This window comes from Mycolicibacterium parafortuitum, assembly GCF_002086815.1.
GTDB lineage: Bacteria > Actinomycetota > Actinomycetes > Mycobacteriales > Mycobacteriaceae > Mycobacterium > Mycobacterium parafortuitum.
On record NZ_MVID01000034.1, the window covers coordinates 19893 to 45999 of the forward strand.

Below are 26107 nucleotides of genomic sequence, written 5' to 3' on the forward strand. Positions count from 1 at the left end.
GAAGTGGCTCTGAACACCCAACGCGGCGCTGATCTGCCCAGCCCGGTCGTTCCCCCGAAGCCTGCCGCGCCCAGCGCGGCCGCGATGCGTCGTGTGCTCCGGCGAGCGCGCGACGGGGTGGCTCTGAACGTCGACGAGGCCGCGATCGCGATGACCGCGCGCGGCAACGACCTCACCGATCTGTGCGCTTCTGCGGCACGAGTGCGCGACGCGGGCCTGGAAGCGGCCGGGCGCCGCGGCCCCTCCGGCCGGCTGCCGGTCAGTTATTCACGCAAGGTCTTCATCCCGGTCACCCATCTGTGCCGCGACACATGCCACTACTGCACGTTCGTCACCGTGCCCGGCCGGTTGCGGGCCGAGGGCAAGGGCATGTTCATGGAGCCCGACGAGATCCTCGACGTGGCCCGCCGTGGCGCCGAATTGGGCTGTAAGGAAGCGTTGTTCACCCTCGGTGACCGGCCCGAGGCCCGGTGGGATGAAGCCAGGCAGTGGCTCGACGAACGCGGCTACGACTCGACGCTGGACTACGTGCGGGCGATGGCGATCCGCGTGCTCGAAGAGACCGGGCTGCTGCCGCACCTGAACCCGGGCGTCATGTCGTGGTCGGAGCTGTCCCGGCTCAAGCCGGTCGCTCCGTCGATGGGCATGATGCTGGAGACCACGTCGCGCCGGTTGTTCGAGACCAAGGGGGAGGCGCACTACGGCAGCCCCGACAAGGACCCCGAGGTGCGGCTGCGCACACTGGACGACGCCGGCCGGCTGTCGATTCCGTTCACCACCGGGCTGCTCGTCGGCATCGGTGAGACGCTGGCCGAGCGGGCCGAGACCGTGCACGCGATCCGCCGCTCGCACAAGGAGTTCGGCCACGTCCAGGAAGTCATCGTGCAGAACTTCCGGGCCAAGGACCATACGGCGATGGCATCGACGCCCGATGCCGGGCTGGAGGACTTCCTCGCCACGATCGCGGTGACGCGGTTGGTGATGGGGCCCAAGGTGCGCATCCAGGCGCCGCCGAACCTCGTCTCGCGGGAGGAGTGCCTGGCGCTGATCGGTGCCGGCGTGGACGACTGGGGTGGGGTCTCCCCGCTGACCCCCGACCACGTCAACCCGGAACGGCCGTGGCCCGCCCTCGACGAATTGGCCGCGGTGACCGCCGAGGCCGGCTACGACCTGGTGCAGCGGCTGACCGCGCAACCGCAGTACGTGACCGCCGGTGCGGCGTGGATCGACCCGCGGGTGATGGGACATGTGGCGGCGCTGGCCGATCCGGACACCGGGCTCGCGCGGGACGTGAACCCGGTCGGGCGCCCGTGGCAGGAACCCGACGAGGCCACCGAGTCGCTGGGCCGCACCGATCTGCATGCGGCGATCGACACTGAGGGCAGGCGCACCGAGACCCGGTCGGACCTGGGGTCGGCGTTCGGGGACTGGGAGTCGATCCGGGCCAAGGTCGAAGAACTCGCCGCGCGGGCACCCGAACGCATCGACACCGATGTGCTGGCCGCGTTGCGCTCCGCCGAGCGTGACCCGGCCGGATGCTCGGACGACGAGTACCTGGCGTTGGCCACCGCCGACGGTCCGGCGCTGGAAGCCGTTACCGCGCTGGCGGATTCGCTGCGCCGTGACGTCGTCGGCGAGGACGTCACGTTCGTCGTCAACCGCAACATCAACTTCACCAACATCTGCTACACCGGCTGCCGGTTCTGCGCGTTCGCGCAGCGCAAGGGAGACGCCGACGCCTACTCGCTGTCGACCGACGAGGTGGCCGACCGGGCCTGGGAGGCACACGTCGCCGGGGCCACCGAGGTGTGCATGCAAGGCGGCATCGACCCCGAGTTGCCGGTCACCGGTTACGCCGATCTGGTGCGGGCGGTCAAGAAGCGGGTGCCGTCGATGCACGTGCACGCCTTCTCGCCGATGGAGATCGCCAACGGCGTCACCCGCAGCGGCACCTCGATCCGCGAATGGCTGACCGCGCTGCGCGAGGCCGGCCTGGACACCATCCCCGGCACGGCCGCCGAGATCCTCGACGACGAGGTGCGCTGGGTGCTGACCAAGGGCAAGCTGCCGACATCGATGTGGATCGAGGTCGTCACCACCGCACACGAGGTGGGGCTGCGGTCGAGCTCGACCATGATGTACGGCCACGTCGACACGCCACGGCACTGGGTGGGGCACCTGAACGTGCTGCGCGGCATCCAGGACCGTACCGGCGGATTCACCGAGTTCGTGCCGCTGCCGTTCGTGCATCAGTCCAGCCCGCTGTATCTGGCCGGCGGCGCGCGTCCGGGACCGACGCACCGCGACAACCGCGCGGTGCACGCACTGGCCCGGATCATGTTGCACGGCAGGATCTCCAACATTCAGACCAGTTGGGTCAAGCTCGGCACCGAGCGCACCCAGGTGATGCTCAACGGCGGTGCCAACGACCTCGGCGGCACGCTGATGGAGGAAACCATCTCCCGGATGGCCGGTTCGGAGAACGGCTCGGCCAAGACCGTCGCGGAGTTGGTCGCGATCGCCGAGGGCATCGGCCGCCCGGCCCGGCAGCGCTCGACGGACTACACCCCCCTGGCTGCGTAGTTCCGGTTCCCTGGCCGAGCGTGCGTGTCTGCGGCCGACACGCCGTTGCAGCGGCAAACTTTGCGCACGCTCGCGGGTCCTAAGCATGCCCCTCAGTCCCCGCCGGGCTGGTAGGACAGAGGTATGAAACTGCGACGGGTCCTCACCGACGACGGGCTGCAGGTCGAGGTGCTGCAGCAGGATGGGTCCTGGGCTGGGGCGCCCGAGGCCACCTCGCTGGTCGGCGCGACCTTCAACAGTGACTGGGAAGTCGCTGTCGCGCAACATCACTGGGACGTCTCCGGTCAGTGCCTGCCGTTCCAGCCGGTGTCGTTCCGCGATTTCATGCTCTATGAGAGACACGCCGTCGACGCGGCGCGTGGACTGGTGGCGCGGTTCATGCCGGCGGCGGCCCCGGTCGCGCGGGCGTTCGAAAAGGTGTCCGGCCGGACGTTCCCCGCGTTCAGGCCCAAGCCGTTGTTCTACCGCCAGCCCATCTATTACATGTCCAACCACCTGAGCTTCGTGCCGAGTGGGACGCCGATGGAGTTCCCGTCGTACACGGCGGCGCTGGACTACGAGCTGGAACTCGGATTCGTGCTCAAGTCACCGCTGTTCAACGCGACGCCGCAGGAAGCGCTCGAGGCGATCGGGGCCTTCGTCGTGGTCAACGATTTCAGCGCCCGCGACGTCCAGCGCGCCGAGATGGTGACGGGACTCGGTCCGCAGAAGGCCAAGCATTTCGCGTCGTCGATGTCGGCGGTCGCCGTGACCGCCGACGAGATCCTGCCGCGCGTCGAGAGCCTGACGGGGTCGGTCACGATCAACGGGACCACCGTGGGCACAGTGTCCAGCGCCGGTCCGCAGTGGCCGATCGGTGAGGTGCTCGCACACACCTCCCGGGACGAGAGACTTTATCCCGGTGAGCTTTTCGCGACCGGCACACTGCCCGGCGGCAGCGGAATGGAGACCGGGCACTGGTTGCGGCCCGGTGACCATCTAGTGCTGACCATCGACCAGATCGGCGAGGTCAGCCACCAGATCGCAACCTGACCGCTTACGCCTGCTTGAGTGCCTCGATCTCGAGGGTGACGGTGACCTTGTCGCCGACGACCGTGCCGCCGGTCTCCAGCGGAGCGTCGAAGTCGATGCCGAAGTCCTTGCGGTTCAACACGACCGAGGCTTCGAAGCCGGCGACCTCGCCGTGGCCCATGCCGGGGTTGACACCGTTGAACTCCAGCGCCAGCGAGACGGGCTTGGTGACGCCCTTGAGGGTGAAATCGCCGTCGAGGATGTAGTTGTCGCCGTCCCGGCGCACCGCGGTGGAGACGAATGTCGCGGTCGGGTGGTTCTCGACGTCGAAGAAGTCCGCGTTCTTGAGGTGGGCGTCGCGCTGCTCGTTGCGCGTGTTGACCGAGTCGACGGCGATCTCGGCGCGTACCGACGGGGTGCCGTCCTCGGCGACGGTGATCGCGCCGGAGAACTCGTCGAAGGTGCCCCGGACCTTGCTCACCATGAGGTGGCGCACCCAGAAGTTGACCGAGGAGTGGATGGGGTCGAGCGCCCAGGTTCCGGTGGGCAGTGCGGTGGTGGCGGTGGTCATGAGCGTCTCCTTCGGGAACGGACCGTCGACGGATGGCGACGGAGTCATCCGAGGTAAACGGACCGTGGTCCGAATTAATTCCCCGACGGCCGGGCGGCGGCGGCGAGCGCGCGCGGAAGTCCGGATTCTGTGGCGGGTCGACGGGCAGACACGCGCGCTCGCGGAGACTAGGCGAGGGGTATGTGAGACGTTTAGTATCTGTAACCATGCGCAACCCCTAACCCGGGTTTGCGCGGAAGTTAGGGCACACTGACCCGCGCCTCCGAATCACGGCAGGGATACTTGCTGGGATTGGTTGCGGGGCCAGCGCGGTCCTGCCTGCAGCAGCCCACTGGACAGGTAGTTCGAGAGGACTTGAGGAGAAGTACGTGACGTACGTCATTGCCGAGCCCTGCGTCGACGTCAAGGACAAGGCGTGCATCGAGGAATGCCCGGTCGACTGCATCTATGAGGGCGCTCGCATGCTGTACATCCACCCGGATGAATGCGTGGACTGCGGTGCCTGTGAGCCGGTGTGCCCGGTGGAGGCCATCTACTACGAGGACGACGTCCCGGATCAGTGGAGCAGCTACACCCAGAGCAACGCGGACTTCTTCACCGAGCTCGGATCGCCCGGCGGTGCGTCCAAGGTGGGCCAGACCGACAACGACCCGCAGGTCATCAAGGACCTGCCGCCCCAGGGTGAGGACTGAGCTACGGCTGAGTTCGCCCGCCGGCGGCTGAGGTCGGCGTCGTTGCCGGTGTTCCCCTGGGACACCCTGGCCGACGTCACCGCCGCCGCCCGCGCACATCCCGACGGCATCGTCGACCTGTCCGTCGGGACGCCGGTCGACCCTGTCGCCCCGGTGATCCGGGAGGCACTGGCCGCGGCCAGTTCCGCACCCGGCTATCCGACCACCCACGGCACGCCGGCGCTGCGCGAGTCCGCCGTCGCGGCGCTGCGGCGCCGGTACGGGATCACCGGTGTCGACCCCGCCGCGGTGCTGCCCGTGATCGGCACCAAGGAGCTGATCGCGTGGTTGCCGACGCTGCTCGGCCTCGGCGCGTCCGACACCGTCGTGGTGCCCGAACTGGCCTATCCGACCTATGAGGTCGGCGCGTTGTTGTCCGGAAGCGCCGTGGTGCGCGCCGATTCGCTGACCCAGCTCGGCCCGTCGGTGCTGTCTGGTCTTGGCGCCAGCGGCTCATCGGCCCCGGCCCTGCTCTACATCAACTCGCCGAGCAATCCGACCGGCAAGGTGCTCGGTGTCGAGCATCTGCGCAAGGTCGTGGAGTGGGCGCGTGAGCGCGGTGTGCTGATCGCGTCCGACGAGTGCTACCTCGGCCTCGGCTGGGACGCCGCACCGCTGTCGGTGCTGCACCCCGACGTGTGCGGGGGCGACCACACCGGCCTGCTGGCCGTGCACTCCCTGTCGAAGACGTCGTCGCTGGCCGGTTACCGCGCCGGTTTCGTCGCGGGTGACCCCGCGGTGGTGGCCGAGTTGCTCGCGGTGCGCAAGCACGCCGGGATGATGGTGCCGACTCCGATCCAGGCGGCGATGGTCGCCGCGCTCGACGACGATCTCCACGAGCAGGAGCAGCGGGCCCGCTATCAGCGTCGCCGCGATCTGCTGTTGCCCGCGCTGCAGGCCGCCGGGTTCACCGTCGACCACTCCGAGGCGGGTCTCTACCTATGGGTGACGCGGGGCGAGCCGTGCCGCGACACCCTCGCGTGGCTGGCCCAGCGCGGCATCCTCGTCGCGCCGGGGGAGTTCTACGGGCCGCGCGGTGCGCAGCATGTGAGGGTGGCGTTGACGGCGACGGACGAGCGGATCGCCGCTGCCGTGCAGCGATTGGGCTTGCCTCCCGCCCCGCGCGTTATTGACGTGGTAGAAGTTCACTGATCAGTTGCTCGTATCAGCTCGATCACTTCTTCGAGGGGGGCGGTCGTGCGCTGTGCGAAATACGTCGGTCGAGTCGGTGCGTTGGCCCTGGCGTTGGGAATCGGCACCGCGGTAGCCGCCCCGGCGGCTGCGGACCCGTCGACCGCCGAATCGTCAACGGACAGTGCCGCCGTCAGCACGGTGAAGACTCCGTCGAAGCCGCAGATCGGCAACCGCGCCTCGTCACCCGAGCCGGAACCGGAGCCGGCCGACGCCGAGGACGCCGAGGACGCTGACTCTGAAGACCCGCAGGATGACGAGGACCCGGACGACCCCGCCGAGCCGTCGACGGCCGACACGATTGACGAGCCGGCGGACACCGACGACACCAGCGAACCCGAGGACGCTGCGCCGGTGACGGTGGAACCGGACGGCGACTCGGCCGAGTCGCCGGCGCGCCACATCCCGGACACGGTGAACCCCGAGGCCGGTCCAGCAGACTCCGAACAGGACGCGACCCCGCCGGAGCTCGGTATCCCGGTGAACACCGTTGCACCGCAAGGTGACACCGGCCCTTCTGCCGCGGTGGTGGTCACGGTGGAAGCGCCGGCGCCGACGGTGCGGCAGCCCGCGGGCGCGGTGGGTCTGGTTCTCGGCGTACCTCGCGCGCTCGCCGACATCGCGACACGGGCGCTCGCCATGTTGTTCAACCCTCCGCCGTCGGTGCCCGGTGATCCGCCGCTGCTACTCGCCGTGCTGGCGTTCGTCCGCCGCGAGATCCAACGGACCTTCTTCAACACCACACCCACCGCGGCCGCGGACACGGTGACCACGGCGCCGGGTGTCCCGATCCGAATCGCGGTGCTAGGCAACGACACCGATCCGGATGCCGGGGACGTCCTGACGGTGACGGGCCATACGCAGGCCGCCCACGGGGTGGTGACGCTCAACGGCGACGGCACCTTGACCTACGTCCCGGTGGAGGGCTTCCGCGGGGTCGACACCTTCACCTACACGATCTCCGACGGGGCCAGTGCGTGGCACGGCCACGGCCTGTTCGGCGTGCACACTGCGACCGCCACCGTGACGATCACCGTGCGGTCGGGCAACAGCGCGCCCACGGCGGTCGACGACAGCGCGACGACGAACGAGGACACGGCGCTGACACTGACGGCGGCGGCACTGGTGGCCAACGACCGAGATCCCCAGGGCGGCCGGTTGACCGTCGGTTCCGTCGGTGACGCGGTACACGGCCGCGTCGCGCTGAACTCCGACGGCTCGGTGACGTTCACCCCGGACCTGAACTACCACGGTGCTGCGTCGTTCACCTACCGCGTCCGCGACGCGTCGGGGACCCTCAGCGACAACACCGCGACGGTCAGCATCGTCGTCACGCCGGTCGACGACGTGGTCTTCGAGTTCTCCTTCGGAGCCGGGGCGCAGTACTGGACTCCGCAAGCCAAAGCGGCCCTGCAGGCCGCCGCGGCCCGCCTGGCGGAGAACATCGCGACCTCGTCCCCGGTGGTGATCACCTACGACGTCACCGCCGACGACATCCGCAGCGGGTACACCGCGTACGCGGTCAGCCCGTGGGGCACCTGGCAACCGACAGGATTCTGGAGCACCGTGGTCCGGGAGAAGATCCTGTCGCAGGTCCACCACGATCCCAACGGCGCCGAGGCGGACGCGAAACTGCATTTCAGCTTCGCCTGGAACTGGGAGTACGGGGACTCGGTCGACTGGGACGAGATCGACTTCCAAGCCACCGCAACCCATGAGCTGCTCCACACCCTCGGCTTCGTGTCGAACGTGTCCTCGGCAGGGCTCAACACGAACAGGTACTGGTATTCGTTCGACGAGTTCCTGGTGGACCGCAACGGCACCTCGGTATTCGGCGCCGATCTCGCGTGGAACACCGCCTACGACCCGCACCTGTCGGGCGGCAACGGCGGGCTGTTCTTCGGCGGCGCGCACGCGGTCGCTGCCTACGGGGGGCTGGTTCCGCTGCAGGCCGGATCGCTCTCGCACCTCGACCGGACCACGTTCACCGGGGCCGCGGCGGCCTATATGGGCGAGTTCGGGTACGGGCAGACCCTGCGCCGGCTCAGCGCGGTCGAGATCGGCATCCTCGAAGACCTCGGGTACACCGTGGTGCCCGCCGGGGCCGCGGCGCTGGTGGCGCTGTAGATCCTGGCGCGCTGTCGGCGCGCGCGGCCATCATGGGTAGATGACCCCGATCGGCAGCGTCGAGGACGCGGTGGCGGAAGTCGAAACCCTGGTGCGGCGCTGGCTGGACGAGGCGGCGGGGGAACCCGTCGCACCGGCCGCGCGCCGGCTCGCCGACGTGCTGCAGGACCCCGGTGGCCTGGAGTTCACCGTCGGATTCGTCGACGGGGTGATCCGCCCGGACGACGCCCGCGTCGCCGCGGCGAACCTGCGCGACCTCGCGCGCAACGCACCGGGATTCCTGCCGCGGCACCTTCGCGTGCTCATCAAGCTCGGCGCGGCGCTGTCCGTTGTCGCACCCGGCGTCATCATCCCGATCGCCACCAGGGCGCTGCGCGAGATGGTCGGCCACCTGTTGGTCGACGCCACCGACGCGCGCCTCGGCCGCTCCATCGCCCGGATCCGCAAACGCGGCGTCAGCCTCAACATCAACCTGCTCGGCGAGGCCGTGCTGGGGCGCCGCGAGGCGCAGCGCCGCCTGACCGGCACCGAACAACTGTTGAGGCGGCCCGACGTCGACTACGTGTCGATCAAGGTCTCGGCGACGGTACCGCCGCACTCTCCGTGGGCCTTCGACGAGACCGTCGACCACGTCGAGGAAAGCCTGCTGCCGCTGTTCACGCTGGCCGCGACGGCGCCGACGCCGAAGTTCATCAACCTCGACATGGAGGAGTACCGCGACCTGGACCTGACGATCGCGGTGTTCACCCGGTTGCTGGACCGGCCCGAACTCCACCACCTCGAGGCCGGCATCGTGCTCCAGGCGTATCTGCCCGACGCGTTGAGCGCGATGATGCGGCTGCAGGATTGGGCCCGCGCCCGCCGTGAACGCGGCGGCGCCGGCATCAAGGTCCGCCTCGTCAAAGGCGCGAACCTCCCGATGGAGCACGTCGAGGCGTCGCTGCATTCCTGGCCTGTCGCGACATGGCCGACCAAGCAGGACACCGACACCAACTACAAGAGGGTTCTGCACTACGCGCTGCAACCCGAGCGCGCCGCGAACGTGCGGATCGGCGTCGCCGGGCACAACCTGTTCGACATCGCGTACGCGTGGATCCTGGCGGGGCGGCAGGGGGTACGCGACAGGGTGGAGTTCGAGATGCTGCTCGGCATGGCCGAAGCCCAGGCCGAGGCGGTGCGCCGAACGGTGGGCGGCCTGCTGCTCTATGTGCCCGTGGTACATCCGAAGGATTTCGACGTCGCGATCGCCTATCTTGTGCGCCGCCTCGAAGAGGGCGCGAGCAAAGAGAACTTCATGTCGGCGGTGTTCGAATTACACAGCGAACACCAGCTTTTCGACCGGGAGCGGGACCGGTTCGCCGCCGCCCTGGCCGCTGTCGACGACGACGTCCCGCCACCCAACCGCCGCCAGGACCGGCGCAGCGACGACCCATCGGGTTCGGTGTGCCCGCCTGGCGTGTTCACGAACGTGGCCGACACCGACCCGTCGCTCCCCGGAAACCGGGTCTGGGCGCGGGCGATCACGGACCGTATCGCGGCGTCGACGGCCGCGCAGGACCTGGTGGACGAGAACACCGTCACCACCGCCGGCGCGCTGGAGGCGGTGCTCGCCCGCGGTCTGGCCGCGGGCGAGAGCTGGGGTGGGCTACCCGGTGCCGAGCGCGCCGCCGTGCTGCGCCGCGCCGCGGGCACGTTGGAGGCCTGCCGGGCCACCCTGCTGGAGGTGATGGCGTCCGAGACGGGCAAGACGCTGGATCAGGGTGACCCCGAGGTCTCGGAGGCGATCGATTTCGCGAACTACTATGCGGCCCTTGCCGAACAGCTCGACGACATCGACGGCGCGGTCGCCGAACTGGTCGGACTGACCGTGGTCACCCCGCCGTGGAACTTCCCGGTCGCGATTCCCGCCGGCTCTACGCTGGCGGCACTCGCCGCCGGAAGCGCGGTGATCATCAAACCCGCCCCACAGGCCAAGCGGTGCGGGTCGGCGATGGTGCAGGCGCTGTGGGACGCCGGGATCCCGCGCGCCGCACTGCAACTGGTGCACGTCGACGAAGGCAACCTCGGTGCCCGGCTGATCTCCGATCCGAGGGTGGGCCGCCTCGTGCTGACCGGCGCCTTCGACACTGCCGCCCTGTTCCGCCGGCTGCGGCCGGACCTTCCGCTGCTCGCGGAGACCAGCGGCAAGAACGCGATCGTGATCACGCCGCACGCCGACATCGACCTCGCGGTGAAAGACCTTGTGTACTCGGCGTTCGGGCACGCCGGGCAGAAATGCTCAGCGGCGTCGCTGGCCATCATGGTCGGCTCGGTGGCACAGTCCAGGCGCTTCCGCGACCAACTCGTCGATGCGGTGACGTCGCTGAGGGTCGGCTATCCGGCCGATCCCACCGTGCAGATGGGGCCGGTCGTCGAACCGGCGCAGGGGAAGTTGTTGCGCGCGCTGACCACGCTGGCGCCGGGGGAGCAGTGGCTGGTGAAGCCCAGCAGGCTCGACGACACCGGCCGGCTCTGGTCGCCGGGGGTCAAGACCGGGGTCCGCCGCGGTTCGGAGTACCACCTCACCGAATATTTCGGACCGGTCCTCGGCCTGATCGACGCCGCCGATCTCGACGAGGCCATCGCGATCCAGAACCAGGTCGACTACGGGCTGACGGCGGGGCTGCACACCCTCGACCGCGACGAGATCGATTACTGGCTGGAGCGGGTCGAGGCCGGCAACGTGTACGTCAACCGGTCCACGGTCGGCGCGATCGTGGCCCGCCAACCCTTCGGCGGGTGGAAGAAGTCCTCGGTCGGCGCGGGAACCAAGGCCGGCGGCCCCAACTACCTGATCGGCCTCAGTGACTGGCGCACCGCCGTGGCCGCGCGGGCCGGACGGCTCACCCCCGTGCTGAACGAGTTCCTCTCGGCGGCACACCATCTGAATCTCAAGCCGACCGAACTCGAATTCCTGGAGAGGTCCCTGAAATCCGATGCGGAGGCCTGGCAGAAGGAGTTCGGGCGCACCCGCGACCTTGCGGACCTGCTGGCGGAGAAGAACGTCTTCCGGTACCGGCCGGTGCCGGTGACGGTGCGCGCGGAGGACGGCGAGCACGCATCTCTGTTGCGCGTGGTCGCTGCCGGTGTGCTGGCCGGGGCCCGGCTCACGGTGTCGACCCCGGAGTCACTGGACGACGCGATCGCCGGATTACTGCGCGCGCACGGCGTCTCCTGGCACGTTCACGACCCGCAGGCGTGGCGAAATCTGCTGCGCACCAACGCACCCGGCCGGGTCCGGCTGCTCGGCGGGAGCCGCGAGGCATTCGCCGAGGCCTGCGACGGCCGAGCGGACATCGCGCTCTACGCGCAGCCCGTCGTCGAGGCCGGACGTGTCGAGCTTCTGACTTTTCTGCGCGAACAAGCTATTTCGGTCACCGCACACCGGTTCGGTTCACCGACCGCGCTCGTCGACGGATTGCTCGACGCGCCTCACGCAGGGTAGGCGGCCACCGGCATCACCACGGTGCCCTTGCACACGCCGTCCAGGATCTCGGTGCGCCACGTCCCGAACATGGAACCGTCGGCGGTCGGTGCGTAGAACACCAGCGAGCGTGCGGCCGCGTACTCGCGGGGCAGTCCCTCACCGCGGAAGCACTCCCACTGCCAGTTGTAGTTGAACACCCACTGGCGGCCGTCCCAGGTGTAGCGGGACGGCTGCGGGACCGTCGGATTGGACGGGGCGGGCCCGTCGCCCGCGGTCGCCACACATGTACCGACGCACGTCGTACTGAACGTGTACTGGGCGCTGAAGTCGGGTTCGGGCTGCCGGGTCGCGATGCTGGTGCCGATCTTCTGCGACGCGAACGTCACCACGGTGTACCGGCCACTCCAGTTCGGGGGCGCCGCTGTCGCGGCCGGCGCTGCGCAAACGCATGCCGCAGCAATGACAGTCGCAGCTGTCAACGCGTGGCGCGCCCGTGCGGGTGACATGGTTCCTCGCAGTCGTTTTCCAGATGTGGCCCTTGAAACGTAATTGGCCCCACCGTCAAGTTGCCGTATCGACACGACCCGTTCGGGCACGGTTGGATCACGGGTTGATATCGGCACCGCCGGCGAATGGCGTTCCCGCCGAACGGAGCTCGCTCCGACGACGGATTCAGTGCCCGTGCAGCCGCATCAGCGTCCACGCCGCCATGGTCTGCGCGTCGGTGATCACCCGCTCACGCATCATCTGCTCGACCTCGGCGCGGCTGAACCAGGCGCTGCGCATGTCCTGTTCCTCGTGCTCGCGTTCGTGCGGGCCTTCGGTGATCCCGGTCGCAAGGAACACCCGGCCACGCTGGCTGCTCATGCCCGGGGCGACGTCGAGCAACCCGATCTCGGTCAGGGACTCCGCGACCAACCCGGTCTCCTCCCGCAGTTCGCGGGCGGCCAGCTCGGCGCCGTCGAGTTCGGCCCGATCCGGTGCGGTGCCCTGCGGGAACTCCCAACGGCGCAGCCCGATCGGGTACCGGTACTGCTCCACCAGGTGGAAACGGTCGCCGTCGCGGGGGATCACCAGCGCATACGTCGGCTTGTCGACCACCGCGTACACCCCCGGGCTGCCGTCCGGTCTGCGGATGTCGTCCTCACGGATCGTCAGCCAGGGATTTCGGTAGATCTCCCGCGTCGCCACGGCCCGGATGTAATCCACCGCACCAGTATGGCCATCGGGCAGGGGTAGCCTCACATCCTGTGCTGTTGGCCTCTTTGAACCCTGCGGCCGTGGCCGCCGGGGCCGACCTCGGTGATGCGGTGCGCATCGACGGGGTGTCGTTGAGTCGGAGTGACCTCGTCGGGGCGGCGACCTCGGTCGCCGAGCGGGTCGCCGGCGCGTCCCGGGTCGCGATCCTCGCTCGTCCGACCGCGACGACGGTGCTGGCGGTCACCGGCTGCCTGATCGCCGGTGTGCCGTTCGTGCCGGTGCCCGCCGACGTCGGCGCGGCCGAGCGGCGGCACATGCTCACCGATTCCCGTGCCCAGGCCTGGCTCGGCGAACTGCCCGACGACACCGACGGGCTCGCGCACATCCCGGTGCGTATGCACGCGCGGTCGTGGCACCGCTACGCCGAACCGGCGCCCGACGCCCCGGCGATGATCATCTACACCTCGGGAACCACGGGCCTGCCCAAGGGCGTGGTGGTCAGCCGCCGCGCGGTCGCCGCGGACCTCGACATGCTGGCGCAGGCCTGGCAGTGGACCCCCGAGGACACGCTGGTGCACGGGCTGCCGATGTATCACGTGCACGGCCTCGTGCTGGGCCTGCTCGGATCTCTGCGGATCGGGAACCGGTTCGTGCACACCGGAAAGCCGACACCGCAGGCGTACGCGCACGCGGTGACCGATCTCGGCGGCACCCTGCTGTTCGGGGTCCCGACGGTCTGGTCGCGCATCGTCGAGGACGGCGACGCCGCCCGTGCGTTGGCCCCGGCCCGGCTGCTGGTCTCGGGCAGCGCGGCACTGCCGGTGCCGGTGTTCGACGGGTTGTCGGCGCTGAGCGGACATCAGGCGATCGAAAGGTACGGCAGTACGGAAACGTTGATCACGCTGAGCACGCTGGTCACCGGTGAGCGCAGGCCCGGTTGGGTCGGGGTCGCGCTGCCGGGGGTGCAGACGCGGCTGGTGTCCGACGACGGCGCGCCGGTGCCGCATGACGGTGAGTCGATCGGGCAGTTGCACGTGCAGAGCCCGACGCTGTTCGACGGTTACCTCAACCGGCCGGATGCGACCGCCGAAGTGCTCGGCGACGACGGCTGGTACCACACCGGTGATGTCGCCGCGATCGACTCCGACGGTATGCATCGCATCGTCGGCCGCGCGTCGGTCGACCTGATCAAGAGCGGCGGATTCCGTATAGGGGCAGGCGAGATCGAGACGGTGCTGCTCGGCCACGACGGCGTTCGGGAGGCCGCGGTGATCGGGGCGCCCGACGAGGATCTCGGCCAGCGCATCGTCGCGTTCGTGGTCGGCGACGCGAACCCGGACGAGCTGATCGAGTATGTCGGCCAGCAGCTTTCGGCCCACAAGCGGCCCCGCGAGGTGCGCCTCGTCGAGAGCCTGCCCCGCAACGCGATGGGTAAGGTGCTGAAGAAGGAACTGGCGCAATGGCTTTGAGATTCAGCGACTTGTGTATCGATGCCAATGACGTGAAGGCGCTGGCGACGTGGTGGTCGGAGGTGCTCGGCTGGCCCGCCGAGGACGCCGATGACGGAGACGTCGTGCTGCGCGCCCCCGCCGGCGCGCCGGACTGGCTGTTCCTGCCGGTGCCCGAGGGCAAGACGATCAAGAACCGCATCCACATGGACCTGACCCCGGACGATCAGCAGGCCGAGGTCGAGCGGGTGATCGGTCTCGGGGCGCGGCGGGTGGACATCGGCCAGGGCGAGCAGACCTGGGTCGTACTCGCCGACCCCGAAGGCAACGAATTCTGCATCCTGGCAGCGCAAGGGTGACGTCGGCACCGCGAGCGCGCGTGTCTGCCCGCCGCCGCGCCGCCGTTCCCGCCGTCACGCGCACGCTCGTCGTCCTCGGCGGCGCGCTCACGACCCTGCTGATGGCGTCCTGCGGCCGTGCGCCGGAGATCATGCTCGTCCAGACCAGCATCGCCGTCCCGCCCGCGCCGACCCCGCCCGTCGCCGCCGGTGACACCCTGACCATCGGCACCGCGGCGGTGGACACCACCGGTGGCTGGCTGCCGGACGGCATCCTGCTGTCCCCGTTCGACACCGCCAACCCGATTCTGTCGCAGCTGGATCCGGCGCTACTGAGTGCGGTGCAGGACGCCGCCCGGGCCGCGGAGGCCGACGGTGTCGAGTTGTCGGTGGCCTCCGGCTGGCGATCGAAAGGCTTCCAGCAGCGACTGTTCGACGACGCGGTCGCGTCCTACGGCAGCGTCGAGGTCGCCGCGCAGTTCGTCGCGACGCCGGAAGTCTCCAAGCATGTGACCGGTCAGGCCGTCGACATCGGCCCGCCCGAAGCCGACCGGTGGCTCATCGCCAACGGCAACCGCTTCGGGCTGTGCCAGATCTACGCCAACGAGATCTGGCACTTCGAGCGGGCTGTCGACGCCCAGGGCAACTGCCCGCCGCTGAGGCCGAACGCCGCGGGCTGACCACCCGCGCCGCGTCAGCCGCCCGCGCCGCCGTCGCCGCCGGCCCCGCCCGCTCCGCCGGTGCGGCCGGTGGCCGACTTCCCGGACTGACCCGACTTGCCGGCGCCGCCCGACGCGCCCGCGCCGCTGAGGCCTCCGGTACCGCCGTTGCCGCCGGCACCGCCGCGGCCTCCGGTGCCGTCATCGCCGGTCTTCCCGCTGGCGCCGGACCTGCCGAACAGGCCTTTCGCGCCGCCGCGCCCCGGGTCGCCGCCGGCGCCACCGTCACCGCCGCGGCCACCGACGCCACCGGCACCGCCGTTGCCGCCGGCCCCGACTGCGCCAGGCGAGTGGACGGTGCCGCCCGCTCCGCCGTCGCCTCCGGTACCGCCGTTCGCGCCGTCACCACCGGCGCCGCCGGTACCGCCGTCGCCGCCCTTGCCGCCCTTGCCGCCGAACAGGCCGCCGCGACCACCCGTGCCGCCGGCCCCGCCCTTGCTGCCGTTCCCACCGTCGGCGCCCGCTCCACCGGCGCCACCGGTGCCGCCGTCGCCGCCGATGGCGGAGCCGCCCCAGGCGGACCCGCCCGCGCCGCCCCGGCCTCCGGTCGCTCCGGTGCTGCCGGCCCCGCCGTCGCCGCCGTTTCCGCCCGTCGCGACCCCGTTGGCGGCGAAAGCGACGCCGCCGATCCCGCCGGCGCCGCCGTAGCCACCCAGGGCGCCGTCACCGCCGTTGCCGCCTGCTCCGGCGGTGGCGTTGCGGTCGAAGCTGTTCGCCCAACCGCCGTTGCCGCCTGCGCCGCCGTTCGGCACGTCGACGCAGCACAGCGCGCCGATCGGATAACGACCGCCGTTGCCGCCGTCCCCTCCGTCACCGGCGATGATGTCGCCGTATCCCAGATAGGGGCCCGCTCCGTCGCCGGCCTGGGCGGCCACGCCACCGGGGACCGGGTTGACGCCCGCGGAACCGGCGACGCCGGGCGCTCCGTTGCCGCCCGCGCCGCCATTGCCCCACAGGGTCCCGCCGTTGCCGCCGGCCCCGCCGTTCTGACCGGGTGCGGTCCCGTCGCCGCCGCGCCCGCCGTTGCCGAAGAGGCCGGCGCTGCCGCCGCGGCCGCCGTTGGCGCCGGCCCCGCCGTTACCCCAGATGATGCCGCCGTCGCGTCCGTTGCAGGCGTTCCCGACGCAGTCGGCCGGGGCGTCGGCGCCGTTGCCGAACAGCGGGCGGAACGACGGGTATCCGGCTACGGCCTGGGCGGACGCCGGGGTCGCGGACCGGCCGGCGCTGTGGGGGGCGGAGGTCGCGCACGACTCGGTCAGGGCCATGCAGTCGGCCGGCAGCGATGAGCGGGGAGTCGCCGCCGCGTCGGGTGCGAGCACCAGTGACGCGCCGATCGCTGTTCCGGCGAGCCCGGCCGCAACGACCAGACTGGCGAGGAGGGGTGATTTCGCTGATACCTCGACGGCGATGGACACGCTGGAGATCCCTTCTCGAAAGCCGGGGGCTGGGAGGCGCTGGTCGACTACCTGGCTTCAAGATCGTCGGGCAAGATCATAAATAACGAGGGCGTAGATAACCAAAGTGCTAGCTACCGCAAAGGCTTGTGCGGGTCACGACACGTGTCTGTCGAAACAGCCCGCCATTAACCGATCCGAGCGAAAACAGCAAATTCCGTGCGCGTGCCGACGGCCGGTGAGGTGAGGGTCGACGGCGGTGAGAAAGCGCGGGCGCGCCACGTACCGCGGCGTGCAGGCGCGAAGACACCCGCGCTCGCGAGGCGAGGCGGGTGGTTACTCCACGTCAATTTGCGTGCAGTGCCTCGTTGAGGGTGATGCCCGTGCCGTCGCGTTTGACGACCTCGACGGCACCGGTCACGGAGTTGCGGCGGAACAGCAGGTTGCTGGCACCGGAGAGTTCACGGGCCTTGACGGTCTGCCCGTCAGAGGTGGTCACCTTCGTCCCGGCCGTCACGTACAGCCCGGCCTCGATCACGCAGTCGTCACCGAGCGAGATACCCAGCCCCGCGTTCGCGCCGAGCAGGCACCGCTTACCGACCGAGATGACCTGCGTGCCGCCGCCCGACAGTGTGCCCATGATGGACGCACCGCCGCCGACGTCGGAGCCGTCGTCGACGACGACGCCCGCCGAGATGCGGCCCTCGACCATCGAGCTGCCCAGCGTGCCCGCGTTGAAGTTCACGAACCCCTCGTGCATCACGGTCGTGCCCGCCGCCAGGTGCGCGCCCAGGCGCACCCGGTCCGCGTCGGCGATCCGCACCCCGGACGGCAGCACGTAGTCGACCATCCGCGGGAACTTGTCGACCCCGTGCACCGTGACCGGGCCCCGGCGGCGCAGCCGCGCACGCACTCTCTCGAAGCCCTCGATCGCGCACGGCCCGTGGCTGGTCCACACCACGTTGCTCAGCACGCCGAAAAACCCGTCGGCGTTGAGCCCGTGCGGCGCCACCAGCCGATGCGACAGCAGGTGCAGACGCAGGTAGGCGTCGTACGCGTCGGCGGCCTTGTCCTGCAGGGACGCGATCGTGGTCCGCACCAGCACGACCTCGACGTCACGGTCCTCGTCGCGGCCCACCAGCGCGGCCAGTTCGGCGGGCGCCTCGGCGACGGACAACCGCACCGTTCCCGACGGCCCGTCCGCCGTCAGCTCGGGGGCGGGGAACCAGGTATCGAGAACGGATCCGTCGGCCGCGATCGTCGCGACGCCGACGCCAGAAGCTGCAGTCACGATGCAACAGGTTACCGCGCGCCCCGACCGGCTAACGTGGGTAGTTGTGCTGGACTTACACGCCGACCCGGTCGCCTTGACGGCGGCGCTGGTCGACATCCCCAGCGAGTCGCGCCACGAGTCCCGCATCGCCGACGAGATCGAGCGCGCGCTGCGCGAGCAGACCACCGGCTTCGACATCATCCGCAGTGGGGACGCGGTGCTAGCCCGTACCGACTACGGCCGGCCGTCGCGGGTGCTGCTCGCCGGGCATATCGACACCGTTCCGGCCGCCGACAACCTGCCGAGCCGGATGCACGACGGGCTGCTGTACGGCTGTGGTACCTCGGACATGAAATCCGGCGACGCCGTGTTCCTGCACCTGGCGGCGACCGTCGCCGATCCCACCCACGACATCACGCTCGTCATGTACGACTGCGAGGAGATCGAGGCCACCGCCAACGGGCTCGGTCGCATCGAGCGGGACCTGCCCGAATGGCTCGCCGCCGATGTCGCGATCCTCGGTGAACCGTCCGGCGGCTACATCGAGGCCGGCTGCCAGGGCACCCTGCGTGTCGTCGTCCGCGCCGCGGGCACCCGCGCCCATTCGGCCCGGTCCTGGCTGGGGGACAACGCGATTCACAAGCTCGGCGAGGTGCTGGCCCGGCTCAAGGCGTATCAGGCCCGCAGCGTCGACATCGACGGCTGCACCTACCGTGAGGGATTGTCGGCGGTGCGCATCGACGGCGGTGTCGCCGGCAACGTGATTCCCGACTTGGCGAGCGTGACCGTCAACTTCCGCTTCGCGCCGGACCGCAGCGTCGAACAGGCCTACGCCCATGTCCGCGAGGTGTTCGACGGCCTCGACGTGACGATCGAGCTCACCGACTGCGCCGCGGGCGCGCTGCCCGGTCTGGCCAAGCCCGCGGCCGCCGCGCTGGTGCAGGCGGCCGGCGGGCAGGTGCGCGCCAAGTACGGCTGGACCGACGTGTCCCGCTTCGCCGCCCTCGGCATCCCCGCGGTGAACTACGGCCCGGGAGACCCGAACCTCGCGCACCGCGTCGACGAACACGTCGAGGTCGCGCAGATCACCGCGGTGACCGAGATGCTGCGGCGCTATTTAACCGGTTGACCGCACCGATAACCTGAAATACATGCTGTCGCTCTAGAGGATTCCGGTCTCTGTCCGCCCCTCACCGAGAGCATCCGCATGCCGTCGATCATCTGTACGCACCTGTCCTTCTCCTTCGACACCGGTCCCGCGGCGACCGCGCTGTTCAGCGATCTGTCGTTCACCCTCGGCGCCGGCCGCACCGGCCTGGTCGCCCCCAACGGCGCAGGCAAGAGCACCCTGCTGCGCCTGATCGCCGGAGAACTGCGGCCCACCGCGGGCGCCGCCGGCGCCGACGGTGTGGTCGGCTACCTGTCGCAGACCCTTCCGCTGCTCGACGACCGCCGGGTCGCCGAGGTCCTCGGCGTCGCACCGGTGCTCGACGCGTTGTCCGCATTGGCGGCAGGGGATTCCGGTGACGCGGTGTTCGCCGCCATCGGCGACGACTGGGACGTCGAGGAACGCACCCGGGCCCAGCTCGACCGGCTGGGCCTCGGCCACATCGAACTCGACCGCTCGCTGCGCTCACTGTCCGGCGGTGAGGCGGTCACCCTCGGCCTGGCCCGCGAACTGCTGCGCCGCCCGGATGTGCTCCTGCTCGACGAGCCCACCAACAACCTCGACGCCGATGCGCGGCAGCGGCTCTACGATGCGCTCGACGACTTCCGCGGCTGTCTGCTCGTCGTCAGCCATGACCGCATGCTGCTCGACCGGATGGACCGGATCGCCGAGCTGCACCGCGACGAATTGCGGCTCTACGGCGGTGATTTCACCGCCTACATCGAAGCGCTGCAGGAATCGCGGCGCGCGGCCCAGGATGCCGTCCGTTCTGCCGAGCAGGCGGTCAAACGCGAGAAGCGGCAACGCCAGGAAGCCCGGGAACGGCAAGAACGGCGATCGGCGGTGGCGAAACGCACCCTGGGGGACGCGGGGCTGCCGAAGATCGTCGCCGGCGCCAGGAAACGCCGGGCCCAGCAGACCGCGGGCCGCACCGACGACGTGCACGCCCGGCGCCTCGACGACGCCGTGAGCCGCCTCGCCGACGCGGAGCAGGCGGTGCGTGACGACGACACGCTGGTACTCGACCTGCCCGACACCGTCGTCCCGGCCGGACGCACGGTGTTGGACGCCAACGGGATACGGGTGCGCGTCGGGGGTCGCGAGGTGCTCACCGATGTCAGCGTGTCGGTGCGAGGCCCGGAACGGATCGCGCTGACCGGGCCGAACGGCGCGGGCAAGACCACGCTGCTGCGGGTGCTGCTCGGGGAGCTGCCGCCGGACGCCGGCACCGTCGCGACGGCCCGCGGCCGGGTGGCCTACCTGTCGCAGCGCCTCGACCTGCTCGACGACGAGCGCAGCGTGGCCGACAACCTCGCGGCGTCCGCCCCGAGTCTGTCGCTGACCCGGCGACGGCATCTGTTGGCGCAGTTCCTGTTCCGTGGAGATGCCGTCGACCTTCCGGTGCGCGTGCTGTCCGGCGGGGAACGGTTGCGTGCGACGCTGGCCTGCGTGCTGTTCGCCGAACCCGCACCGCAACTGCTGCTGCTCGACGAGCCGACGAACAACCTCGACCTCGTCAGCGCCGAACACCTGCGGGACGCGTTGAGCGGCTACCGCGGGGCCTTCATCGTGGTCAGCCACGACGCGGCGTTCCTGGACGCCGTCGGCGTGGATCGTGTGCTGCGCCTGCAGGACGGCCGGCTGGCCGAGCGCACCTAGAGCGACGGGCGGGTCGGCGCGGGCCGCGGTACGGCGGGCGGAACCGGTGCGGGTTCTGCAGGCGGTGTCGGGGCAAGCTCCTGCTCGCCGGTGTCCTCGCGCGCGGGCTCCTCGGTGTCCTCGCGCGCGGGCGCGCCGGTGTCCTCGCGCGTCGCGACCGCTTCTGCGGGCGATGCTACGTCGGCGAGACCGGTTGTGCTGGAATCGGTTTCCTCGGACAAGCCCGACTGGGCGAGCCCGGAGGCCAGCTGCGCGGGCAGTGTGAGCAGGGCGGGGGCCAACGCCGCCAACGGCGCGGCGAGCTGCTGGCCCAGCACCCCGAGCTGGCCCAGCTGGCCGACGGCCTGTCCCAGCGCATCGGCGCCGGGTGGGCTCGGCGCCGCCGTCGCGGCAACGGCCTCCGGGGCCTGCGCCATCCGGTCGGCAGCCGCACTGATCGCGTCGCCGCCGCGCTCGTCGCCGCGTTCGTAGGCCAGCGCCGCCTGGTGCAGCAGTTCGGCGATCGTCTCGCCGGCGGATCGGGCGCCGGCCACCGAACGGGACCGCCGGCCCAACGTGCCTGTCAGCGCGGTGTCGACGGCGGCGGCGATCGGTCCGTGCGACGCGGCGAGTGGAGCGGAACCAGGCGCGGATGCTCCCAGCGCGCCGAGCCCGGCGGCCACCCCGCCGTGGACCTCGGCGAGTGTTCGCACGCCGTGCGGGTCCACCGAAAGGGGCTCGGTCATCGTCACCTCCGGAATCGTCGGTGTGTCGATCCTATGAGCCCAGAACCGGACCTCGGCGCACCAAAAGCGCTCCAGAACCGGTTACCTCAGCGCCGCCCGCGCGAACGCGCAGTCGAGGTCGCGGGACAACCGGGCCAGCGTCTCGGCGGCCCGCGGATCGCCTAGCTGCGCCCCGTCGCGTGCCGCGCGCAGCGCGACCGCCTGCTGGCCGCCGCGTTCTGCGGCCTTCACGGCGTCACGTGCCGCCGCGACCGCGCCGTGCTCGTCGCCTCGTGCCGACATCGTCGCGGCCCGTGCGAGTGCCAGCTCGGGGGCGAACAACATCGACTTGAGACCGTGCTTGGTTTCCGCGCGGGACAACGCCTTTCCGGCCTCCACCGGCTGGCCGAGCCGGCCCAGCGCCTGCGCGAGCAGCATCCACGCCAGGGGCCCCCAGGAGTAGCCGGTCGGTGCGAGCGCCGCCGCGGCGTCGCGAAGCAGCGGCACCGCCTCGGCGTGCTCACCGGATGCGATCAGCACATCGGCGGTGAGCACCGCGCCGATCGCCCGGCCCGGCTGATGCCGCTGCGCGAGATCGGTCAGCCGCCGCGCCAGCTCCAGAGCGCGGTCGGTGTCGCCGGTCATCATCAGCGCCGTGGTCTGGCCGAAGCCACTGGTGAACCGCAACAGACCCGGCTGCCCGGCCGACAGCGCGCGCTCGGCGAGCGCGTCGACGTCGGCGAACCGGCCCATCCGCGCCGAACTCAACGCCGCCGCCGAGGCCGCCCATCCGACGGCGGTGTCGTCGGCGTATTCCGACCCCAGCACCTCGTCGGCGAGTTCCAGTGCACGGCCCAGGTTTCCGGCGTTCATCGTGAACGTCGCAGACAGGGCGTCCAGTGTGATCCGCGCCGACGGCGACGTCACCTTGCCGCGGGTCGTTCGCAGGAACGCCGTCGCGCGTTCGGGTTCGGACAGCATCCAGAACTGGTTGGCCGCGGTGGGCAGCGCCCACGCCAGCAGCTCGTCTTCGCTCAGTGTCGCCGGGTCGATCTCGGCGAGGATCTCGTCGGCGTCGCGGCCCCGGCCCTGCCAGGCCAGCGCATACCCGACGGTCAACCGGGCGTCGAGTTGCGGCGACTGGGCCAGCGCGGCCCGGCCGAGCCGTTCGCTCAGATCGAGATCGCCGAGCCTCAGCGCTTCCCGCGCCGCCGCGCACAGCTCGGAAGCGGTCAGGGCGCGGTCACTGCCGATCGCCAGGAACGCCGTCCGCAGCCGCGAGACCACGCCCCGGCCGGGCCCGGACGTGCGCTCGACCACCGCGGTGCGCAGCCGACGGAGTTCCGGGCCGCCGAGTGCACCGCGGACCGCGTCGAGCAGCAGTGGGTGTGCGGGGCGAAGTTCACCGCCGATGGCCAGCACGGCGCCGCACTCCAGCGCCGCGTCGACCGCATCGGCGCCGGCCAGCGTGTCGGCATCGGTGCGCGGCAATGGATCCGACACCGTCAGGAACTCCAGCACGCTGCGTGCCGGGGCCGGCAGGGTCGCGACGAATTCGTCGGCCTGTGCGAGCAGCCGGGCGTCGTCGTGCCCCGGCGGTCGCACGTCGACGCGGGCCACCAGACCGTCGCGCCACAGTGCGCTCACCTCGGCGGGCACCGGCGCGTCGTCGGCCGTCGCGGTGAGCAGCAGTCGCGCCGTCCCCTCGACCGCCAGCTGATGGACCAGCGCACTCGACAGCGGGTCCAACAGGTGCGCGTCGTCGACGATCAACAGCCGCCCGTCGCCGAGTTGTTCGGCGGCCGCGCGCGACACCGCCGTGGCCGACCCGGTCTCGGGAACCGTGATGAGCCGTTCGAATGCCCCGAAGGGCACAGGCTGGCGGGCGGTCGTCGCGAACACCCAGTCCACGCGCGGGAACTCGGCTGCCAGCCGGTCGGCGACGGTCCGTGCCAGCGTCGTCTTCCCGACCCCGGACGGGCCGATCAGCACCGCCCCCGCGCGGGTCCGCACACCGAGTTCGAGCTGGTCGAGCACCGGATCGGCGGGCGCGATCACCCATCCGAGAGGCAGAGGCGAAGGCACATGCCGGAGTCTATGTGGCTAGGTTGGTGGTGTGTCCCGAGATCCAGACCGTGAATGGGCCGTCTGTGTCTACTGCGCCTCGGGTCCGACTCATCCCGCGCTGCTGGAGCTGGCCCGCGCCGTCGGCGCCGGCATCGCGGACCGGGGTTGGACGCTGGTCTCCGGTGGCGGCAACGTCTCGGCGATGGGCGAGGTGGCGAGCGCGGCCCGCAGCCACGGCGGATACACCGTCGGTGTGATCCCGAAGGCGCTCGTGCACCGGGAGGTCGCCGACACCGAAGCCGACGAACTGGTCGTCACCGACACGATGCGGGAACGCAAACAGGTGATGGAGGACCGCGCGGACGCGTTCCTGGCGCTGCCCGGCGGGATCGGCACCCTCGAGGAGTTCTTCGAAGCCTGGACAGCGGGCTATTTGGGTATGCACACCAAACCGATCGTGATGCTCGACACCACGGGGCACTACGACGGTCTCCTGGCCTGGCTGCGGGGGTTGGTCGGAACCGGATACGTCGCCGAGGACGCGATGCGGTCCCTCGTCGTCGTCGACGACGTCGATGCCGCTCTGGCCGCCTGCGCACCCCGGCTAGGGTGACGCACACAACAGCAGCAGCGGAGACAGCGGAGGCACAGTGAGCAAGAAGTCGGGGACCCGCAGCAGCGTCGGTCTGCTCGATATCGCCAAACAGGTACCGGGACTGGTCAGGGATACGCCGACGATCGTGCGCGGCGTGGTCACCGGCTTCGGTGCCCGCCCGACCGCGAAGACGTCCATCGGGAAGGTCTTCCAGGACCGGGCCGCGCAGTACGGCAACAAGGTGTTCCTCAAGTTCGAGGACCGCGAGATCACCTATGCCGAGGCGAACGAGACCGTCAACCGCTATGCCGCGGTGCTGGCGGCCAAGGGAGTCGGCCACGGTGACGTCGTCGGCATCATGATGCGCAACTCCCCGGAACCGGTGCTGCTCATGCTCGCCGCGGTCAAGTGCGGGGCGATCTCGGGGATGCTCAACTACCACCAGCGCGACGAGGTCCTCAAGCACAGCCTCGGACTGCTGTCGGCCTCGGTCGTGGTCGCCGAAACCGAGTTCGTGGAACACATCACCGAATCCGGCGCCGACACCGACGGGCTGGTCACCCTCGACGAGTTCAAGCAGCTCGCCGAGACGGCGCCGACCAGCAACCCCGCGACCACGTCCGCGGTGCTCGCCAAGGACAAGGCGTTCTACATCTTCACCTCCGGCACCACCGGCATGCCGAAGGCCAGCGTGATGACCCACTACCGGTGGCTGCGCGCACTGGCCGGGTTCGGCGGCCTCGGTATGCGCCTCAACAGCAACGACACGCTCTACTGCTGCCTGCCGCTCTACCACAACAACGCGCTGACGGTGGCGCTGTCGTCGGTGCTGAGCTCCGGGGCGACGCTGGCGCTGGGTAAGTCGTTCTCGGCGTCGAAGTTCTGGGACGACGTGATCCGCTACGACGCCACCGCATTCGTCTACATCGGCGAGATCTGCACCTACCTGCTCAACCAGCCCGAGAAGCCGACCGACCGCAAGCACCGGGTCAGGGTCATCTGCGGCAACGGTCTGCGCCCGGCGATCTGGGACGCGTTCACCGAACGCTTCGGCATCAAGCGGGTCTGCGAGTTCTACGCCGCCAGCGAGGGCAACACCGCGTTCGTCAACGTCCTCAACGTCGACAAGACCACCGGGATCTGCCCCAGCCCGGTCGCGTTCGTCGAGTACGACGAGCACACCGGCCAGCCGGTGCGCGGCGACGACGGCCGGGTGCGCAAGGTCAAGAAGGGGGAGCCCGGCCTGCTGCTGTCGAAGGTCAGCAACTTCCAGCCCTTCGACGGCTACACCGACAAGAAGGAGTCGGAGAAGAAGCTGGTCCGCGACGCCTTCAAGGAGGGCGACGTGTGGTTCAACACCGGGGACCTGATGCGTGCCCAGGGGTTCGGGCACGCGGCGTTCACCGACCGGCTCGGTGACACCTTCCGCTGGAAGGGTGAGAACGTGGCCACCACCGAGGTCGAGGCGGCGGTGTCGACCGACCCGCAGGTCGAGGAGGCCACCGTCTTCGGCGTCGAGGTGCCCGACACCGGCGGCCGCGCCGGCATGGTCGCCATCCAGCTCAAAGAGGGCAAGGAGTTCGACGGCAAATCGCTGGCCAAGGCCGCCTTCGACAAACTGCCCGGCTACGCGGTGCCGCTGTTCGTGCGGGTGGTCTCAGAACTCGCCCACACCTCGACGTTCAAGAGCCAGAAGGGGGACCTGCGCAAGGAGGGCTACGGCGGCTCCAGCGGCGAGGGCGAGGACGACGACGTCAAGGTCGAGGACCCGATCTACGTGCTGTCGGGGCGCGAGGAGGGCTACGTCGAGTTCTACGAGGAGTACCTGATCGAGGTCAAGGACGGCAAGAAGCCCAAGTAGC

The 26107-nt window shown here is 70.3% G+C and carries 20 protein-coding genes; 13 read left to right on the top strand and 7 right to left on the bottom strand.

Features of this window, described 5'->3' with window-relative positions:
* Window positions 1–3 precede the first annotated feature (3 nt).
* Complete coding sequence (locus BST38_RS25920) at window positions 4–2583, top strand: bifunctional FO biosynthesis protein CofGH (RefSeq protein WP_083146370.1); 2580 nt, start codon at window positions 4–6, stop codon at window positions 2581–2583.
* 123 nt (window positions 2584–2706) lie between these two features.
* Window positions 2707–3615, top strand: a complete 909-nt coding sequence (locus tag BST38_RS25925) for a fumarylacetoacetate hydrolase family protein (protein ID WP_083146371.1) — start codon at window positions 2707–2709, stop codon at window positions 3613–3615.
* Between the two features lie 4 nt (window positions 3616–3619).
* Here the strand turns inward: BST38_RS25925 and BST38_RS25930 are convergent, their stop codons facing one another.
* The gene (locus BST38_RS25930; RefSeq protein WP_083146406.1) at window positions 3620–4165 is read right to left on the bottom strand and encodes a YceI family protein; all 546 of its coding nucleotides are present in this window, start codon (window positions 4163–4165) and stop codon (window positions 3620–3622) included.
* Between the two features lie 368 nt (window positions 4166–4533).
* On the opposite strand from BST38_RS25930, the gene fdxA reads away from it, so the two are divergent.
* The 4 genes from fdxA to BST38_RS25950 all read left to right on the top strand — a co-directional run bounded on the left by fdxA (window position 4534) and on the right by BST38_RS25950 (window position 11698).
* Window positions 4534–4857 carry a ferredoxin gene (gene fdxA, locus BST38_RS25935; RefSeq protein ID WP_083146372.1) on the top strand — a complete coding sequence of 108 codons (324 nt, stop codon included), beginning with the start codon at window positions 4534–4536 and terminating at the stop codon, window positions 4855–4857.
* 27 nt (window positions 4858–4884) lie between these two features.
* Window positions 4885–6048 (top strand): succinyldiaminopimelate transaminase, encoded by a 1164-nt coding sequence (gene dapC, locus BST38_RS25940; protein ID WP_220182576.1) that lies wholly within the window; start codon window positions 4885–4887, stop codon window positions 6046–6048.
* 81 nt (window positions 6049–6129) lie between these two features.
* A complete protein-coding gene (locus BST38_RS25945) occupies window positions 6130–8214 on the top strand; it encodes a cadherin-like domain-containing protein (RefSeq protein ID WP_133057268.1) in 2085 nt (694 codons plus the stop codon).
* 40 nt (window positions 8215–8254) lie between these two features.
* Entirely contained in the window at window positions 8255–11698 is a 3444-nt protein-coding gene (locus BST38_RS25950) for a proline dehydrogenase family protein (protein ID WP_083146375.1), read from the top strand.
* Here BST38_RS25950 and BST38_RS25955 read toward each other — a convergent pair.
* Window positions 11686–12186 (bottom strand): Rv2253 family sensor-like surface protein, encoded by a 501-nt coding sequence (locus BST38_RS25955; RefSeq protein ID WP_083146376.1) that lies wholly within the window; start codon window positions 12184–12186, stop codon window positions 11686–11688. The genes BST38_RS25950 and BST38_RS25955 overlap by 13 nt on opposite strands.
* Before the next feature lie 166 nt (window positions 12187–12352).
* Window positions 12353–12889: an NUDIX domain-containing protein gene (locus BST38_RS25960; protein WP_110781987.1), complete on the bottom strand. Its 537-nt coding sequence runs from the start codon at window positions 12887–12889 to the stop codon at window positions 12353–12355.
* A gap of 41 nt (window positions 12890–12930) precedes the next feature.
* Here BST38_RS25960 and BST38_RS25965 point away from each other — a divergent pair, with 41 nt between their 5' ends.
* From BST38_RS25965 to BST38_RS25975, 3 genes are all read left to right on the top strand, one after another.
* Complete coding sequence (locus BST38_RS25965; protein ID WP_083146378.1) at window positions 12931–14349, top strand: acyl-CoA synthetase; 1419 nt, start codon at window positions 12931–12933, stop codon at window positions 14347–14349.
* Window positions 14340–14687 carry a VOC family protein gene (locus BST38_RS25970; RefSeq protein ID WP_083146379.1) on the top strand — a complete coding sequence of 116 codons (348 nt, stop codon included), beginning with the start codon at window positions 14340–14342 and terminating at the stop codon, window positions 14685–14687. The genes BST38_RS25965 and BST38_RS25970 overlap by 10 nt, the downstream gene beginning before the upstream one ends.
* Window positions 14688–14788: 101 nt before the next feature.
* Window positions 14789–15346: a M15 family metallopeptidase gene (locus BST38_RS25975; RefSeq protein WP_083146407.1), complete on the top strand. Its 558-nt coding sequence runs from the start codon at window positions 14789–14791 to the stop codon at window positions 15344–15346.
* Window positions 15347–15360: 14 nt separating this feature from the next.
* On the opposite strand, the gene BST38_RS29830 is transcribed toward BST38_RS25975, so the two are convergent.
* Together BST38_RS29830 and dapD are read right to left on the bottom strand one after the other, a co-directional pair.
* Complete coding sequence (locus BST38_RS29830) at window positions 15361–16800, bottom strand: hypothetical protein (protein WP_110781990.1); 1440 nt, start codon at window positions 16798–16800, stop codon at window positions 15361–15363.
* A 325-nt stretch (window positions 16801–17125) separates the two neighbouring features.
* Window positions 17126–18070, bottom strand: a complete 945-nt coding sequence (dapD, locus tag BST38_RS25985; RefSeq protein ID WP_083146380.1) for a 2,3,4,5-tetrahydropyridine-2,6-dicarboxylate N-succinyltransferase — start codon at window positions 18068–18070, stop codon at window positions 17126–17128.
* 46 nt (window positions 18071–18116) lie between these two features.
* On the opposite strand from dapD, the gene dapE reads away from it, so the two are divergent.
* Window positions 18117–19181 (top strand): succinyl-diaminopimelate desuccinylase, encoded by a 1065-nt coding sequence (dapE, locus tag BST38_RS25990; RefSeq protein WP_083146381.1) that lies wholly within the window; start codon window positions 18117–18119, stop codon window positions 19179–19181.
* 78 nt (window positions 19182–19259) lie between these two features.
* The gene (locus BST38_RS25995; RefSeq protein ID WP_083146382.1) at window positions 19260–20879 is read left to right on the top strand and encodes an ABC-F family ATP-binding cassette domain-containing protein; all 1620 of its coding nucleotides are present in this window, start codon (window positions 19260–19262) and stop codon (window positions 20877–20879) included.
* Here BST38_RS25995 and BST38_RS26000 read toward each other — a convergent pair.
* Window positions 20876–21604, bottom strand: coding sequence for an ESX-1 secretion-associated protein (locus BST38_RS26000; RefSeq protein ID WP_083146383.1), 729 nt, complete (start codon window positions 21602–21604; stop codon window positions 20876–20878). The two genes, BST38_RS25995 and BST38_RS26000, sit on opposite strands and share 4 nt — an antisense overlap.
* 81 nt (window positions 21605–21685) lie before the next feature.
* Window positions 21686–23668: an AAA family ATPase gene (locus BST38_RS26005; RefSeq protein ID WP_420872548.1), complete on the bottom strand. Its 1983-nt coding sequence runs from the start codon at window positions 23666–23668 to the stop codon at window positions 21686–21688.
* Window positions 23669–23699: 31 nt separating this feature from the next.
* Here BST38_RS26005 and log point away from each other — a divergent pair, with 31 nt between their 5' ends.
* Both log and fadD6 read left to right on the top strand, forming a co-directional pair.
* Window positions 23700–24263, top strand: coding sequence for a cytokinin riboside 5'-monophosphate phosphoribohydrolase (log, locus tag BST38_RS26010; RefSeq protein WP_083146385.1), 564 nt, complete (start codon window positions 23700–23702; stop codon window positions 24261–24263).
* A 37-nt stretch (window positions 24264–24300) separates the two neighbouring features.
* Complete coding sequence (fadD6, locus tag BST38_RS26015) at window positions 24301–26106, top strand: long-chain-acyl-CoA synthetase FadD6 (RefSeq protein ID WP_083146386.1); 1806 nt, start codon at window positions 24301–24303, stop codon at window positions 26104–26106.
* The last annotated feature ends 1 nt before the right edge of the window (window position 26107 follow it).